The following is a 15622-nucleotide window of genomic DNA, read 5'->3' as shown; positions in this document are numbered from 1 at the left end:
TTGGGTGTTTGAGAAGGTAAAACAAATATTCAAGTATTGATTATGGCAACTTACCGCTTCAACCCTCATTGACTAAATTTTCTATGGTTTCAGCATCATTTGGTAAGGTAGTTGTTAAAACTTCACTACCTGTATCTGTTACTAATACATCGTCTTCAATGCGGATACCGCGCACATCAGCAAATTGGGCTAGGCGTTCCCAATTAACTACATCTTGATATTTAGCGCGATCGCTGGCATTGTTTAAAATTGGGGGAACCTGATAAAATCCGGGTTCGATGGTGACTAACATTCCTGATTGTAAAGGACGATTTAAACGCAGGTAGCCTAAACCAAAGCGATCGCTTCTACTCCTGCCTTCCTCATACCCTGCCAAATCTCCCAAATCTTCCATATCATGCACATCTAACCCCAACAGATGACCGATACCGTGGGGGAAAAATAAGGCATGGGCATCAATTTCTACTAAATCTTGGGGGTTGCCTTGTAATATGCCTAAATCAACTAAACCCTCAGCGATAACTGTCGCCGCCAATAGATGAATATCCCTATATTCCACACCAGGGCGAATTTTAGCAATGCAGGCATCATGGGCTGCAAGTACCACATCATAAATGTCGCGTTGCGTTGGGGAAAATTTACCAGAAACAGGCCAAGTACGGGTAATATCTGCTGCCCAACCTGTTGGGGTTTCGCCACCAACATCGACTAATAATAAATCTCCTGGTTGCAAAGGGTGGTGATATTGTTCGTTGTGCAGAACTTCGCCGTGGACTGTGACAATGCTGTTGTATGCGGTTGTCATGTTGTGGGCGATGAAAACGCTTTCCATTGCTGCCCGAACTTCTGCCTCAATTTTGGCGTTGGGGGTGGCTGCCATACCAGCTTTGTGGGCGGCTACACTCACAGCCGCCGCTTTGCGTAACTCGGCTAATGCGCCTGCATCGTGGCTGAGGCGTAAAGTCACAATTGCCCTAGCTAATTCTCTATCTATGCCATCCAAGTCATAGGGTGAGGATATGTTTCTTTGCAACACTTGTGATTGTACAAGGGTCGTTCGATAATTTTGGACGGGGATTGATGCGGCATTACTTCCCCGATGTTTTAACTCAGACAAGGTTCTGGCGGATTCTGCGCCAATTTGTGCAGCGATTTCTTCACGCTTGGGCATTTCTCCATGCCAAAGAGCGCTACTGGGTGCAGGATCATCAATAAATAGTTCTAACTTGCCACCTTCTAGGCGAATGGCGGCGTTAGGTAGGGGTAAGCCAGCAAAATAGAGGAAGTGACTGCTGGCACGAAATGGGTAAATATTGGCAGGAAAGTTGCGTGGTGTGTCGCTACCAGACCAGAGAATTACCGGAAAATCAATCAAGCTGGCTAGTTTTTGACGGCGATCGCGTAAAGTATCAGCTAGGGAACTCATAGTGATTATTTGGTCTGGTATTGCATTGTTAGGAATGATTTATTTCACGCACAGAGGATTTAATTTCAGCGTATCGATTTCACAGCGTTTTTAATCTTTATCTTCTTTATCGTCTTCCTTATCATCATTCTCTTTCTCTTTATCATCGTCTTTTTGCTTGTTCGGTACTTCAGGTTGTACCGTAGGCGGTTTTACTTCTGTAGGTACTGATGGCACTTTTTCTTCAGCATTACAACCAACTAAACCTATAAAAATTAATCCTGTATGTAAGGCTGCAAAGATACTTCTGATGACGTTGCGTTGCAAATTACCTTTTGCGTTATACATTGACTCAGGTTTCTAGAAATAGTTTACTAATCTCTAAGGTACTAGTTTTAAGAGGTTATTTATAAAGTATAAATAAAATTACTGTTGGGTGTGTTAGGCGCACATTGAAAGATCATGTCTCACGAAAAGAATAACTTAAGCGCCTAACGTACCCCTAAATAATACGGTGCGTTAGGCTAACGCCTTAACACACCCTACTTAAGCTTTACTTTATAAATAGTTTCTAATTACGAATTATACATGGGACAAATTATTACTCAAGTAGATGCCTTTACCGATAAACCCTTTGCCGGAAACCCTGCGGCTGTGTGTGTTTTATCTTCTCCTCAAGATGATGCTTGGTTGCAGAATATCGCCCAGGAAATGAATTTATCGGAGACTGCTTTTTTAATTAAGCAAGAGGATGGTTTTAATCTGCGTTGGTTTACACCTACTGTAGAAGTGCCGCTTTGTGGTCATGCAACTTTAGCCAGCGCTCATGTTTTATGGTCGCAAGGGCATTTATTAACTAATGAAATTGCTCGTTTTTATACCAAAAGTGGCTTATTAATTGCCAAGCTACAAGGTGATTGGATTGAGTTAAATTTTCCTGTAAATCAATCACACGAAGCAATCGCACCGCCAACACTTGCAGAAGCTTTGGGTGTTGCTTACAAATCTTTATATCAAAATACTTTGGGTTATTTGGTAGAGTTGGACTCTGAAGATTTAGTGCGGCAATTACAGCCGAATTTTCAACTACTGAAAACTTTGCCAGTGCCGGATGTCATAGTTACTAGCAAAACCCATCGTAATTCTCAATACGATTTTGTCTCTCGCTTCTTTGCCCCAAGCTTAGGTATAAACGAAGACCCTGTGACGGGGGCTGCTCATTGCTGCTTGGCGGCTTACTGGCGCGATCGCTTACATAAAGATGAGTTCTTAGCTTATCAAGCCTCTAGTCGTGGAGGTGTGGTGAAGGTGCGTTATCAAGGAGGCGATCGCGTTTTTCTGGCAGGTCAAGCAGTTACAGTCATGCGAGGGGAATTATTTTAACTCGGTTATGGGCGATCGCTTAACACCCAATAACAAAAAACCCCGGCTTGAACAACCGGGGTGGAAGAAATACAAATGACAATCAGATACAGCGATATAGAAGTCTAAAAATTTTAGCTAACGCCAAAGGCAACCAATACGACTAAAGCCAAAACCAAAGTAGCGATCGCACCTTGAATTTTGTATAAATTTTGCTGCTCTTGGTTGGGATACTCAGCGTAGTAGAGTTTTGGTTCAGTTGCGTAGTTATTAAGAATACCGTCTTCGTTAATAGTGGTGTACATAGTTTTTTCTCTGTTTTGTTACTCTATGTAAACAAATTTAACAATATTGTTACAAAATGTCAATAGGACTTGACAGGAAATAGTGGATGCCTGTAATAAAGAGGGCTTATCTTAACGTGAGTTGCAGGAAACTTAACCCCAACCCTTTCAAATCAAGGGAAGGGGTTGAGAATATACAACTTATACGGAATTGCAGTCAAAGATAGTAACTTATACGGGGAATGGGTATAGCGTTTCCCATTCTGATGAGGCACAAAATCACCCCTCCCCAACCCTCCCCTTGGCAAGGGGAGGGTGCGCTATCGCGCGGGTGGGGTGTATTTCATGTGCTTGGGAATTGCTATATAAAAAGTCAACTTTTGATTAATGACCAATAACTAAATTAAAAGATTACCCCTATTAGGAGTAATCTTCTGATGAATATGAGCATTATGTAATTATTTACAAATTGCGTTGGTGTGATTACTGTTTGTTGAGCTAATTTTTACCTCGTTCATCACACCATTAATGTTATTCTTCTTCCTCTAAATCAACATCTTCTTCATCTTCTTCACTAACTTTAGCTACAGAGTTGGCAGAAACTACAGCGCCTTTGTCTAATTTCTCCCGTACTTGTTGCTTAATTTGTTCAGCAAATTCTGGCTTTTCTTCTAGATATTTAATCGCATTATCTCGACCTTGAGAAATGTTATCGCCGTTGTAACTGTACCATGCACCTTTACGGATGAGGACACCAGTTTCTTCAGCCAAGTCTACTAAACAACCTAGTGTAGAAACACCTTTACCAAAAATAATGTCAAATTCCGCAATTCTAAAAGGCGGTGCAACTTTATTTTTAGCAACTTTGACTTTGACTCTATTACCAAATTCATCTGTACCTTTTTTCAAGGTTTGAATCCGGCGAATGTCCAAGCGTACTGAAGCATAGAATTTCAAAGCATTACCACCAGTTGTAGTTTCTGGGCTACCGTAGGTAACACCAATTTTTTGCCGCAACTGGTTAATGAAAATTACTGTACAACCAGATTTACCGATGTTACCAGTAATTTTACGTAGAGCTTGGCTCATTAATCTTGCTTGTAAGCCGACGTGGGCATCACCCATGTCACCTTCGATTTCTGCGCGGGGAACCAAAGCTGCTACTGAGTCAATAACTACGATGTCAACTGCTGCGGAACGCACCAGCTGATCGACAATTTCTAAAGCTGATTCGCCGGTGTCAGGTTGGGAAACCAGCAAATTTGCGATATCTACGCCCAAGGCTGCGGCATATGTAGGATCAAGGGCGTGTTCAGCATCCACAAAAGCAGCAATGCCACCTTCTTTCTGCACTTCTGCGATCGCATGGAGTGCTACGGTAGTTTTACCGGAACTTTCCGGCCCATAAATCTCAATCACCCGTCCCTTGGGTAAACCGCCACCCAGTGCTAAATCCAAGGTAAGCGCTCCGGTAGAAATTGTTTCTACCCGCATCCGGGTAGCATCACCCAGGCGCATGATTGTTCCTTTACCGAAGCTGCGCTCTATCTGGTTGAGTACCATAGTTAGCGCTTTTTGCTTGCCAGAATTATCGGTATTGATAGCCATTCCTGCCTCTAAAGTATATGGATTTAAGGTGTGTGGGGTTTGGAGTTGAGTAGAACAGATATACTATTTTAGCCAGAAAATTCTACTATTAGGGATTCTTAAATTAAAAAGTAATGATGGTAAGATCGTAACCCAATCACTACCTAATTGGGGTAGTTTTGGAGAATTATTCAGTTGATAGTTGACAGTTGTTAATAGTTATTCTCCCTCATCTCCCTAGCCCCTCAAATTGCTGCATAAACCGCCTGTCAAGCCAGTCTTTCCACTGCCAGAGTAATGGGTGGGGTGGTAGGGTGATACTACCTCTGGTGGCGATCGCTTTTCCGTCACCAGTACCGATTAAACTTAAGTATTGTTGCTGGGGTATGTAAGGTTTGAGAGGTTGTCCCTGTACCATCCGCTTCAGGTTTTCATATAACGGTTTACCTTGGCGTACAGCAAATACTCCAGCTTTGGGACGAGGATGATTAATCATGGTGGCGATGTCCCCGGCTGCAAAAACCTCTGGGTGTGTGAGTGACTGGAGTGTGTCGTTAACTAAAATAAAGCCTCGCTCATCGGTGGCTAAACCTGTTGTTTCTACCCATTGGGGGGCTGAGGCTTGTGTTACCCAGAAAATTTTGTTGCATTTTATTGTTAAGCCAGATTCACATTTTATTTCTAATGATTCTGAAACTGGTGTAATTTCACACACTGTTTGCTCTAAGTGTAACTTGACACCGCGTTGAATTAAAACTTGCTTAATCTGACGCTGTACTGATGGGTGATGGTGAGACATTAGTTCAGGACGGCGATGGAATAAATGAATTTCCAGATTACTTAGGGGTTGTTGGGCTTGTTTTAATATGCGTTGTAGATGTGCTTGCATTGATAGGGCTAATTCTACGCCACCAGCACCACCGCCGGCGATCGCAATATTTATCTTAATGTGAGGATTTTGAGTTACGCTGTCCACCACCCGATACCAATGCTCTAGTAATTGTGATACTGGTTTAGCAGGAACTGCATATTCTGCTGCACCGGATACAGACAGTGTGGCAGGTGTACTGCCAATATCGATAGACAGGAAATCGAAATCTACCGCAGGATGGTTAGCACAAATAACTTTGCGGTTAATTAAATCTAGGTCAACTACTTTATCTATACAAAATTGTGCTTGAGCAAAGTTAGCTAATTTTTGCAAGTTGATATGGCATTCATCACGCCCATAAACACCAGCAATATGTCCTGGTAACATTCCAGAGTATGGTGTATCTGAAGCAGGGGAAACTAAAGTTAGACGTACTTCAGGTAGAGGTTTCATCCCCAACATTTTTAATATAATGGCATGACTGTGACCACCCCCAACTAGCACTAAGCTATGATGAAGTCGCTGTAAATTTTGCTGCATCTATCTCATGGTTTGAATAAGTTATTCTTCCATTACTTGTAAATATTTCAATAATTTAAAGTTTTATACTTCGCTTAATTGTAACACTATCAATTTTTATATAGCTGGATTTTACTTAATTGTTTCTCTAGAAGGAATATTTACATTTACTTACTTAGTAATGTGAATATTAAGTCTTCAAATCTTACAAGTATTTAGTTACTCAGTAGGAATTGATGATTGTTTTAATTGATATACGCTCAGATTATAAGTCAAATTTGTTTTGTCCCTTTAATTAATTATCATTATATTTACGACTATACAAAATATAGAAACATATGCAAAATAACAAAGCACAACTAATCTATTAATTCTTAGTATCTCTATGTTAACTATAGTCTTTAATATTTATCAAAACGTTTTAAAAAAAATGCAATACAGTGATTTGATGGTTAGTAGCACCGATCAAAAAATTTCGTTTAGTAAACAAATAAACTCTTATGGAAAAAGTAATGTTACCAATCAAAGCTTAAAAGTAATTATCAAAGATTTACAGCATCAAGCAATAGGAATCAGACTCAGTGCTGTTTATGAGTTAGAACAAATTGCTGATAATTATCCTCAATATCACTGGCTAATTATAGAAGCTCTTTGTCATTTTATACGTCATTATGCTTCTGGCATTTCTTCATCAAACTTAGACTATCGTTCAAAACTTGCAGTTCAAACTGCTTTAAATGTTATTACTAGAAGCAATATCAAACTTAACGTAGAAAATCAACAATTAGATTTGAGTAACACGGATATCAGAGGAGTAAATCTAAGAAAAGCTCACTTAGAAGGAGCGAACCTCTATCGAGTTGATCTTTCTGGCGCAGACTTATCTGAAGCTAATCTTTGTGGCTCAATTCTCACAGCCGCTAACCTTGCTGGTGCTAACCTTGCTGGGGCAAATTTATCTGGTGCAATTCTCAGTGCTGCCAACCTCAGTGCTGCCAACCTGACTGGAGCTAATTTTACTGAAGCAAATTTATATTTAGCTGATTTGCGAGAAACAATTTTATATGAGACAAAATTTAATAGAGCGAATTTAAGGGAGGTAAAATTTACAACTCCTGATACTAGCAATAATAACTCGCTAAACATCCAGTATCCAGACTCTACAAGTCATAATGAACCAGACACAATTTATTAATTTTCTCAAACTCAACTTAATTTTTATCTCTCACTCCTGAATCAGGAAATAATTATCAATCTTTATATTTTTTGTCATTAAAGCATTAATTTATATCATCAGTAAGTTATTCAAATTTAGGGCTAAATAGTGTATCATCCTTTAAGAATACATAAGTATGCAATTGGGTGTGGTAAGGAATGATACGATTATGCCTGCTAATAAAACAGATAAGTTATGGCGTTGGTTGATTGGAATAACCGTTATATTTGCCGTTACCATAACTGTGATTCTATTTGTATCATCTAATTCTCCAGGTTTAGCAATTCAACAAAAAATACAGTTTAGAAATCAAGCTTTAATAACCACTGCTATCCTTTTTTTAGGGTTGGGAGTAATAATTAATGCTTACTATGCAGCAAAGCGTATAGATGCGATACATAAAAGTGCCTTAGCTGCTGAAAAAAATGTCGAAATTAATGTTCAAAATGCCAAGTTATCAGAGAATCGTTTAATTTCAGAGCGTTTGATGACGGCTATTACCCAACTGGGACACGAGAAAATCGAAACCCGAACGGGTGCAATTTATGTTTTAGAAAAAGTTGCACAGGATTTTCCGCAAGAACACTGGACAGTTATGGAAATCCTCACAGCTTTTGTCCGCGAGAACGCTCCTGCTAGAGAAGTAGAAGTACTAGAGGAAGATGATTCACAGCCAACATCCCTAAATAGGTACAAGCAGGCAGAGCGTCAAAAACTACAACAATACCTGCATCAAAATGAAGAATCTGCAAAAATTCGCTCAGACGTTCAAGTAGCCTTGACTGTTATTGGTCGTCGTAATTATTTACAAGATGAGGACAATAAAAGAATCGATTTGCGTAATGTCAATCTCAGACGAGTAGAACTTTTGGGAGCTAATTTACAAAAAGCAGACTTGCGTGGTTGTGATTTGCGGGGAGCAGATTTGCGCGGTTGTGATTTTAGTGGCGCGAACCTTGATAGTGTCAAACTTGCAGGTGCTATTTTGTTTGAGGCTATTTTTTTAAAAGCGAATTTACAAGGAGCCGATATACAAGGCGCAAACTTAAATCGTGCTGATCTAAGTGGTGCGAATTTACGGGGTGCTAATCTTATGGGTGCTAGTCTACGTGCAGCTACCTTGCAGGGAGCAAATCTTTATAAAGTTAATTTACAACAAGCAATACTAAAATTAGCAAATCTATCTGGTGCTAAGTTGTTTTTGGCTAATATGCAGGGAGCAAAACTAGGTAAAGCAAATTTGTCGCTTTGCGGTTTAATCGGTGCAAATCTTAATGGTGCAAATCTTAACGGTGTAAATCTGTCTGGTGCAAATTTGAATGCAGCTAAGTTACAACAAGCAGAAGTTTTATTTGCTGATTTTACTGAAGCTAGTTTGACAGAAGCAGATTTGTATAAAGCCAATTTGATGGGAGCAAATTTACAAAGAACAAGTCTTTATCAAGCAAATCTTTCTCAAGTCAATCTTGTAGGTGCTAACCTAGCAAATGCTAACTTTTGTGATGTTAAATTGGCTGGAGCGATTCTTACAGGAGTGAAAAATTTAAAATCAGAACAGATTAGCTTGGCATTTGGCGATCGCAGCACTCGCTTACCTGATAGTTTTGAAATACCAATACATTGGCGACAATCTAGTTAATGCCATAAAAACAATTAAAACCAAGGGTTGTGTTCTTTATCCCAGCACTGGTCGCGGTTCCATATTCGACCTGTATATTCACATTCTTCTTGACTATTAATCCAAGGAACTGAAGTAGGATAACTTGGTTTAGCAATAGAATTGATATAAAAAAATAAACATTTAACAATTACAATACTAGCTGTAAATATTACAGTTGAATAGGTAGTATATATTGTAAATTTAAGTAGAATATCCCAGTATAACTTGCCTTTATGACTATGCAAGCGCTCTTTCATAAAACTTTCTCAAATTTTGAAGAATAAGCAGAGTAGAAATTCTAGTAGTGGTTACTCCTTGAATCTCTATTGACTGAGAAAAGTTATTTTTGTGGTAATTTACCTTTGTTAATTTTTTGAACATTTGTTTTTAATTAATTCAGTGCTGTTTTTTATATAAAATAAACACAAAAGATAAACTTTTCATAATGTTTAAATTTTTAATTAAAAACTTTTTTGTACAGATTGGAAAAACTTAAATTAGTAATAGTATTATCTTAACAATTTATTTCATATATCTTATGGATATCATTTATTACTTCTAAACTAAAAATCAGTTTAATACGTATATCAAGCAGCAAGTTTGTTTTTAATGTAAAGAAAAAGCAATTTTTTAAATTTTTTATAAGTTTTTTGTAAAGTTTGCGGAAATTGCTTAATTGAGTGATTTATTTAACTAAGTATATAAATATAGTTAAGGAAAAGAGATTGTAGTTATTTCACAAAATAGCAATAATTAGAGTATAAAAATTAAGAAAAGTAGTACCGTATAACGGGTAGCGATCGCCTCAGCGTTTTGTGGAAAAGCGATCGCTTAATGAATCGCTAGCCAAATAGTTGATTTGCTAACTAGCAAGATATTTTGGTACTACTGCCAGACGTAAATCAGGATAAACAACACAATCCAGATGACATCTACGAAGTGCCAAAACAAGGAAGTGGCATTAACGCCGAAGTGACCTGTATCGTAGTTATGCGGAATGAACGATCGCAAGAAAATAATCAACTGTAACAAGATACCGGTCAAAACGTGCAAACCGTGGAATCCCGTCAACAAATAGAACATTCCTCCATACACACCATCAGTAAAGCCAAACTTTAGGCTCTTCCATTCCATAGCTTGTCCTAGCAAGAAGTAGCTACCCATAGCCATTGTTGCTAATAAAAAGCCACGGAATCCCGAAAGATTATTGCGTTTGAGAGCGACTTCTGCGAAATAAATCACGAAACTACTAGCAACCAATACAACTGTATTAATAGCTGGAGCTTGTACTTCTAAACCTTCAACACCAACAGGTAGCCAGTTAGGAGTAGTTGTTTTGTAGACTATGTAGCCAGCGAAAAAGCTTAAGAAAATAACGCTTTCAGATAATAAGAAGACAATAAAACCAAACATTTTATTGCCTTCTTCATCATGACCATGTTCGCCAGCATCATGATGAGGTTGTTCTAATTCTTCTGGAACGATATAACTATCCATCGGTGAAACTTTGATTGTGTAAACTTACTGGAGAATTGTTTGTAGTAAGTGCTTTAGTGCTGAAAAAATAAGGACTAAAGTCCTTACTACTAACTAATTAATGATGAGTTTTGGCTTCAGCGATTAGTGGTTCTGATTTGCCGTAGCCGTAGGGTTCAGAAATCACAACGGGGATTTCTTCAAAGTTTTCTACAGGTGGGGGAGAAGATACTAACCACTCCAAACCAATTGCCCGCCAAGGGTTATCAGGTGCTTTCTCACCGTGCATCCAGGAAACCACCATATTGAAGATGAAGGGTAGGGTGGACATACCTAAGAGGAATGCACCAAGACTGGCAACGATATTCCAACCCTCAAACTCTGGTGGGTAGGAAGAAACTCGGCGTAGCATCCCTTGTAAGCCTAACGGGTGCATGGGGAAGAAGTTGAGGTTAGTACCGATGAATGTTAACCAGAAGTGCAATTTACCCCAGCCTTCGTAGTACATTCTGCCCGTCATTTTGGGGAACCAGTGATAGAGGGCGGCATACATACCCATTGTTACGGTTCCAAATAAGACGTAGTGGAAGTGTCCGACTACAAAATAGGTGTTGTTAACGTGGACATCAATAGGTACAGAAGAAAGCATGATGCCGACGATACCCGCGAAGACGAATAAAATCAGCCCACCCAAGGCGAACAACATGGGGGTGTTGAGTCGGATTTTTCCGCCCCAAATAGTTGCTACCCATGCAAACACTTTAATACCTGTGGGAACGGATACTAACATTGTTGTCAGCATGAAGAACATCCGCATCCAAGCAGGAGTACCACTGACGTATAAGTGGTGTACCCAAACAATGGCGCTGACTACAGCAATTAAGAGGGAGGAAATAGCAACTACTTTGTAACCAAATAGAGGTTTACGAGAGTAGACGGGGAAGATTTCGGAGAAGATACCGAAGATAGGAAGAATGATGACGTAAACAGCAGGGTGGGAGTAGAACCAGAAATAGTGTTGGAACATAACTGGATTTCCGCCTCTGCTGGGGTCAAAAAAGCTAGTCCCCACAGTCAAGTCGAGTAACAGCATGACTGCGCCTGCTGTTAAGGCTGGTAAACCAAACAATTGAATAATCTGGGCGCTAAATACTGCCCAAACAAATAGAGGCATCCGAAAGAAGCCCATTCCTGGCGCACGCATCTTGACGATGGTGGTAACGAAGTTGACTGCCCCCATAATTGAGGACACACCGGAAATAGCTACTGCCAATAGCCAGATGACTTGCCCATTGATTAAGTTACCTGTGGGGTTTTGCAAACTGACTGGAGGATAAGCCCACCAACCAGCTTGAGCTGGGCCACCGGGAACAAAGAAGCTACTCATCAAGAGAATCCCCACGACGGGAACCATCCAGAAGGCGGCAGCGTTGAGGCGAGGGAAAGCCATATCTCGCGCCCCAATCATCAGGGGTACTAGGTAGTTAGCTAGTCCCACAAGGGAAGGGAATGTCCACAAGAACAGCATCACAGTGCCGTGCATGGTGAACATACCGTTATATACGGTGCGGTCAATTAGGTCTGATTCGGGAGTGATGAGTTCTCCCCGCAATATCATGGCGAAAATACCGCCAACGAGAAAGAAGATAAAAGAGGTTACAAGGTATTGGATACCGATTACCTTGTGGTCGGTGCTAAAGCCGAAATATCGCTTCCAGCCTCCAGGGAATTCATGTTGAGGCTTCTCCACAGGGAGATTCAGCCTATCTATGGGGATGTTTGTCATGGGTGGGTTCCTTTTAACCTGGGTAATTAACCAAAGGTGCTGGGGCGGGTGCAACTGTTGGCCAACCAGTTTTTACTGGCTGAATGAGGCTTTGGGCGTATTCGGTAGCAGCTTGGTTGTGGGCAGCGCCTGGTTTATGGTTGGCTACTTTGGCTAACCATTTGTGATAATCTTCGGGTGACTCCACAACAACATTTGCCTGCATGGTGGCGAAGTATGTACCGCTATATTGAGAATCGGTGAGGTGATATTTACCTTCGCGGATGGGGGTAAATTCAAAGTCAATTGTGTGGTTGGGGATGATGTCTTGCTTGAGGCGAAAAGCGGGAATATAGAAGCCGTGTAGTACATCTTCAGAATGTAGCGCCAATTTTACACGGCGATCGCTTGGTAAATGCAGTTCTGTACTGGTAACATTCTTTTCGGGATAGCGAAATACCCACGCCCATTGTTTAGCAATCACATCAATTTTTTCTTCAGGTTCAGCTAAAGCATCATTTGTGGCTGCATAAGCTGATTCCATTCCCATTGGATTATGTAGGTGTACCAATGCTGTAGGCCCTTGGATACCCATTTGTTCATAAACTTGGTAGCTATAGTTAGCAATCCAAAATACCAAGAGGATGGGAATAGCTGTCCAAACTACTTCTAGGGCGATATTACCTTCAATGTGGGGGCCGTCGCTGTAGTCATATTGAGCCGCCCGATGGAACAGCAAGGAATATAACAAAACGGCTGTCACACCAAGAAAGATGAATGAACCCAGAGTTACTAAGAAGCTAAACAAATCATCAATTAAGCGAGATTCGGCAGCAGCTTGAGGAGGTAGCCAAGAATAGGACTGTTGACCTATCCAAAAACTGGTAATAGTCACAGCGATCGCGCCTATTATCAATGCCAAAATGTTGAAGAAATTACGGATCATCATGATTATTAGTCACTAGTCATTAGTCACTGGTCATTGGTCATGGGTTAAAAATTCTCAAAATACAACTTCCGTAATTACGAACTACGAATTACTTCAGCATGGTGTTGAGGTCTTCACCTAAGCGCAACAAGCTATCTGCTGTGTTATGTACGCCAAATTCAGCCGCTAATTGCGCTCCTAGTGTGCCGTGGAGATACATGATAAACATGATCGCTATACCAGCTAGTAAATAGGGCAACTGGACTTGTCTGTCTTCACCTGGAGACCAGACGTAGCGTTGCCAGGCCCGCCATAGGGTCATCACAGCAATTAAACCTAAAAGAAATACTCCACCTACGCCATGCCACATCATGGTTTGCATGGCTTGTAGTCCCCAGTCACTTTTAATATCTGGTGCTGGCGCGGCTAGGAACATTTCATAAAAGCCGGCTGCTACTGTGAAAAAGGTGATGATGGTGGAACCTACCATGTTGTACCAACCAACATCAAAGAAGTTATCCCGTTCTACAGTAATCGCCAAAAATTTAAAAACCCATTTCTGCCAAGGGAAAAGTACACCGATGATATCAAAGGTGATGCCAATGATGAATAAACCCAAGGTTAAATGAACTAGGTTTGGATGAATGGGGATTGTGTAAGGTAGACCGTTAGGCCCAAGTTGGACATTTAATTGGTCAATTAATTCTGGGTTCATGGCAAAATTCCTTCTTTTACCGCTTCAACAACTGGTACGGTGTGCAGTCCATATACCCACACCAGTTCATCACCGAGATATACTTGCAAGCCAACAATTATGGTTAATAACAACCCAGCACCCAAATAATAAAAGGGAATTTTTTGGGGGTTGCGTAGACGCAGAACATAGCGCCAAGCTGTGAGGGTAGCGATAATTCCCGACAGTGACCAGCCAAGTAAGGTATGCAGATTCAAGACTGATTTAGCTACTTCGTAAGGTTTCGCCAAGCCAGCTTCAAATTGACCAAAGATAATGGCAATAAAAATGGCGATCGTTGCCACAAACATATTCCACCAACTCACCTCAAATAAGCGAGTTTTACCAGTGAAATAACCAATAACATCACAAGCAAAAGCAAACACCACCATCGCAATTACGAAGTGAACAACAATGGGATGTATCGTATCTGGATATGGTAAATTATGGTCGTTCAAAGATGTAAGAAAATCAAGCATTATCCTCTCCTAGACATATCTACTGCACCGTAGCTAAACATTAATAATCGGCAGTAATCACATCAAATATATGCAGCCACTCATGACCGGAATTTATAAAGAAGAGGAAAGAGAAAGGGTTAGGGGAAAGAGTTTGTATCTAATAGTCTGTTAATCCCTGTCTCTTCTTACTTTTTTCCTTCTTATTTATTAGATGTACGTGGCGAAGGCCGGTCACTCCAGTATCAGCCTTTTTCTCAACAACTTAGATGAAGCTATTATTTATAGTCAATGATTGAGCTTAATTTATTTGTTCATGCTGATACGCTGCAACAGCGATTTTTAATTTACCTAACAAAATGGCTGCTGTCCGGCTATTTGGTGAGACCTATTTATTAGCTTAAGGATTTTTTTAGTAGTTGTCAAAAGTAATTACAACATTTTATGAAAATAGTTTGGATAGCAAAAATAAACGTTTTATAATGTATCTTCTCTAGCTATTTTAGTATATGGTATATACAAATTATTTAAGTGTGCAATAACAACATCTACCAATTATAAATTTGTCATTAATAATACAGTTAATATTTAGTAATTGATATTTTTATTCAATAAAATTAATTCCTAATTATCAATATTATTGATAATTTAATTCATCTGTGCAATCTTTCAATCTTCAATAAGTTTGATAAGTAGGTGGACACAATTATTTAGAAGACGCATTTCGACTACGCTCAATGCTCGTTCCCAGAGAAGACGAGGGTTGAGCGCAGTCGAAACCCGGCAACCGCTTTTTTAGTTTAATTTGGTAGTTTTTTAAAGTTTTGTGCCTCCGTGATGAAATCAAAAAGATTTAAAACACAGAGGCACAGAAAATATAAAGTTATTGATTGAGGGAAGTAAAAGTCAGACTAGATGGTTAAACTCTTCACACCAAATAAAATAACTTAACCACATCAAGAGATTATTAATTATTAAATCTCTGCACTACTTAAGATAACAACACCTTTGCAACTATGAAAAGACAAAGTTTAATTTTTAACGATGTGCATGAATACCAGGCGCGTAAGCTTCAATGACTCTGCCTGTGCGGGTGCAATTGATCATTAAGTAATCACAACTACGGCATTGTGTCCTTGTTAATTCACTTTCAGATAGATAATAACGTTCAGCATTACTACCACAATTAGGGCAGTAAATTTTTTGTGTTATTTGCATTGAAAAATCCCTGGTTTTAACTATTTACAGAATATTTACTAAAGGAAACTAAAAAATGTTTCGGTTTGTCTAAATTAACAAGCAAAGTTAACTTAGGCTGTTTATTTAACTAAGTTTTTACATTTGACAAGTTTAATCAC

At 39.7% G+C, this 15622-nt stretch carries 15 protein-coding genes; 3 read left to right on the top strand and 12 right to left on the bottom strand.

What is annotated here, in order from left to right; translation table 11 throughout:
• Positions 1-58: 58 nt before the first annotated feature.
• Positions 59-1426: an aminopeptidase P family protein gene (locus NSMS1_RS20590; protein ID WP_224086614.1), complete on the bottom strand. Its 1368-nt coding sequence runs from the start codon at positions 1424-1426 to the stop codon at positions 59-61.
• 90 nt (positions 1427-1516) lie between these two features.
• Positions 1517-1753: a hypothetical protein gene (locus NSMS1_RS20585; protein ID WP_224086613.1), complete on the bottom strand. Its 237-nt coding sequence runs from the start codon at positions 1751-1753 to the stop codon at positions 1517-1519.
• 240 nt (positions 1754-1993) lie between these two features.
• On the opposite strand from NSMS1_RS20585, the gene NSMS1_RS20580 reads away from it, so the two are divergent.
• Positions 1994-2788, top strand: coding sequence for a PhzF family phenazine biosynthesis protein (locus tag NSMS1_RS20580; protein ID WP_224086612.1), 795 nt, complete (start codon positions 1994-1996; stop codon positions 2786-2788).
• Positions 2789-2901: 113 nt separating this feature from the next.
• Here NSMS1_RS20580 and psb34 read toward each other — a convergent pair whose 3' ends face one another.
• The 3 genes from psb34 to NSMS1_RS20565 all read right to left on the bottom strand — a co-directional run bounded on the left by psb34 (position 2902) and on the right by NSMS1_RS20565 (position 6049).
• Entirely contained in the window at positions 2902-3072 is a 171-nt protein-coding gene (gene psb34 / locus NSMS1_RS20575; RefSeq protein WP_224086611.1) for a photosystem II assembly protein Psb34, read from the bottom strand.
• A 510-nt stretch (positions 3073-3582) separates the two neighbouring features.
• The gene (recA, locus tag NSMS1_RS20570) at positions 3583-4659 is read right to left on the bottom strand and encodes a recombinase RecA (RefSeq protein WP_224086610.1); all 1077 of its coding nucleotides are present in this window, start codon (positions 4657-4659) and stop codon (positions 3583-3585) included.
• A 208-nt stretch (positions 4660-4867) separates the two neighbouring features.
• Entirely contained in the window at positions 4868-6049 is a 1182-nt protein-coding gene (locus tag NSMS1_RS20565; RefSeq protein WP_224086609.1) for an FAD-dependent oxidoreductase, read from the bottom strand.
• Between the two features lie 409 nt (positions 6050-6458).
• On the opposite strand from NSMS1_RS20565, the gene NSMS1_RS20560 reads away from it, so the two are divergent.
• Together NSMS1_RS20560 and NSMS1_RS20555 are read left to right on the top strand one after the other, a co-directional pair.
• Positions 6459-7223 (top strand): pentapeptide repeat-containing protein, encoded by a 765-nt coding sequence (locus tag NSMS1_RS20560; RefSeq protein ID WP_224086608.1) that lies wholly within the window; start codon positions 6459-6461, stop codon positions 7221-7223.
• A 190-nt stretch (positions 7224-7413) separates the two neighbouring features.
• Entirely contained in the window at positions 7414-8883 is a 1470-nt protein-coding gene (locus NSMS1_RS20555; protein ID WP_224086607.1) for a pentapeptide repeat-containing protein, read from the top strand.
• Positions 8884-8897: 14 nt separating this feature from the next.
• Here the strand turns inward: NSMS1_RS20555 and NSMS1_RS20550 are convergent, their stop codons facing one another.
• The 7 genes from NSMS1_RS20550 to NSMS1_RS20520 all read right to left on the bottom strand — a co-directional run bounded on the left by NSMS1_RS20550 (position 8898) and on the right by NSMS1_RS20520 (position 15482).
• Positions 8898-9161: a hypothetical protein gene (locus NSMS1_RS20550; RefSeq protein ID WP_224086606.1), complete on the bottom strand. Its 264-nt coding sequence runs from the start codon at positions 9159-9161 to the stop codon at positions 8898-8900.
• 628 nt (positions 9162-9789) lie between these two features.
• On the bottom strand, positions 9790-10401 hold the full coding sequence (locus NSMS1_RS20545; protein ID WP_224086605.1) for a heme-copper oxidase subunit III: 612 nt from the start codon (positions 10399-10401) through the stop codon (positions 9790-9792).
• A 97-nt stretch (positions 10402-10498) separates the two neighbouring features.
• Positions 10499-12166, bottom strand: a complete 1668-nt coding sequence (gene ctaD, locus NSMS1_RS20540) for a cytochrome c oxidase subunit I (RefSeq protein WP_224086604.1) — start codon at positions 12164-12166, stop codon at positions 10499-10501.
• 13 nt (positions 12167-12179) lie between these two features.
• Positions 12180-13094 carry a cytochrome c oxidase subunit II gene (locus tag NSMS1_RS20535; protein ID WP_224086603.1) on the bottom strand — a complete coding sequence of 305 codons (915 nt, stop codon included), beginning with the start codon at positions 13092-13094 and terminating at the stop codon, positions 12180-12182.
• Positions 13095-13182: 88 nt separating this feature from the next.
• Entirely contained in the window at positions 13183-13788 is a 606-nt protein-coding gene (locus NSMS1_RS20530; protein WP_224086602.1) for a DUF2231 domain-containing protein, read from the bottom strand.
• The gene (locus NSMS1_RS20525) at positions 13785-14285 is read right to left on the bottom strand and encodes a DUF2231 domain-containing protein (protein ID WP_224086601.1); all 501 of its coding nucleotides are present in this window, start codon (positions 14283-14285) and stop codon (positions 13785-13787) included. Before NSMS1_RS20525 ends, NSMS1_RS20530 begins: the two co-directional genes overlap by 4 nt.
• 1017 nt (positions 14286-15302) lie before the next feature.
• Positions 15303-15482, bottom strand: coding sequence for a replication restart DNA helicase PriA (locus tag NSMS1_RS20520; RefSeq protein ID WP_067764282.1), 180 nt, complete (start codon positions 15480-15482; stop codon positions 15303-15305).
• Between the last annotated feature and the right edge of the window lie 140 nt (positions 15483-15622).

It is taken from the genome of Nostoc sp. MS1, assembly GCF_019976755.1.
Lineage (GTDB): Bacteria > Cyanobacteriota > Cyanobacteriia > Cyanobacteriales > Nostocaceae > Trichormus.
Note: the sequence above shows the minus strand (reverse complement) of the source record. Positions and strands in the feature narration are given on the sequence as shown.

Excerpts from the sequence above, each read along its gene's own strand:
- ctaD (WP_224086604.1), bottom strand. The coding sequence starts at position 12,166 with ATGACAAACATCCCCATAGATAGGCTGAATCTCCCTGTGGAGAAGCCT.
- NSMS1_RS20590 (WP_224086614.1), bottom strand. The coding sequence starts at position 1,426 with ATGAGTTCCCTAGCTGATACTTTACGCGATCGCCGTCAAAAACTAGCC.
- psb34 (WP_224086611.1), bottom strand. The coding sequence starts at position 3,072 with ATGTACACCACTATTAACGAAGACGGTATTCTTAATAACTACGCAACT.
- NSMS1_RS20545 (WP_224086605.1), bottom strand. The coding sequence starts at position 10,401 with ATGGATAGTTATATCGTTCCAGAAGAATTAGAACAACCTCATCATGAT.
- NSMS1_RS20555 (WP_224086607.1), top strand. The coding sequence starts at position 7,414 with ATGCCTGCTAATAAAACAGATAAGTTATGGCGTTGGTTGATTGGAATA.
- NSMS1_RS20530 (WP_224086602.1), bottom strand. The coding sequence starts at position 13,788 with ATGAACCCAGAATTAATTGACCAATTAAATGTCCAACTTGGGCCTAAC.
- NSMS1_RS20520 (WP_067764282.1), bottom strand. The coding sequence starts at position 15,482 with ATGCAAATAACACAAAAAATTTACTGCCCTAATTGTGGTAGTAATGCT.
- NSMS1_RS20560 (WP_224086608.1), top strand. The coding sequence starts at position 6,459 with ATGCAATACAGTGATTTGATGGTTAGTAGCACCGATCAAAAAATTTCG.
- NSMS1_RS20585 (WP_224086613.1), bottom strand. The coding sequence starts at position 1,753 with ATGTATAACGCAAAAGGTAATTTGCAACGCAACGTCATCAGAAGTATC.
- NSMS1_RS20550 (WP_224086606.1), bottom strand. The coding sequence starts at position 9,161 with ATGAAAGAGCGCTTGCATAGTCATAAAGGCAAGTTATACTGGGATATT.
- NSMS1_RS20580 (WP_224086612.1), top strand. The coding sequence starts at position 1,994 with ATGGGACAAATTATTACTCAAGTAGATGCCTTTACCGATAAACCCTTT.
- NSMS1_RS20525 (WP_224086601.1), bottom strand. The coding sequence starts at position 14,285 with ATGCTTGATTTTCTTACATCTTTGAACGACCATAATTTACCATATCCA.
- recA (WP_224086610.1), bottom strand. The coding sequence starts at position 4,659 with ATGGCTATCAATACCGATAATTCTGGCAAGCAAAAAGCGCTAACTATG.
- NSMS1_RS20565 (WP_224086609.1), bottom strand. The coding sequence starts at position 6,049 with ATGCAGCAAAATTTACAGCGACTTCATCATAGCTTAGTGCTAGTTGGG.
- NSMS1_RS20535 (WP_224086603.1), bottom strand. The coding sequence starts at position 13,094 with ATGATGATCCGTAATTTCTTCAACATTTTGGCATTGATAATAGGCGCG.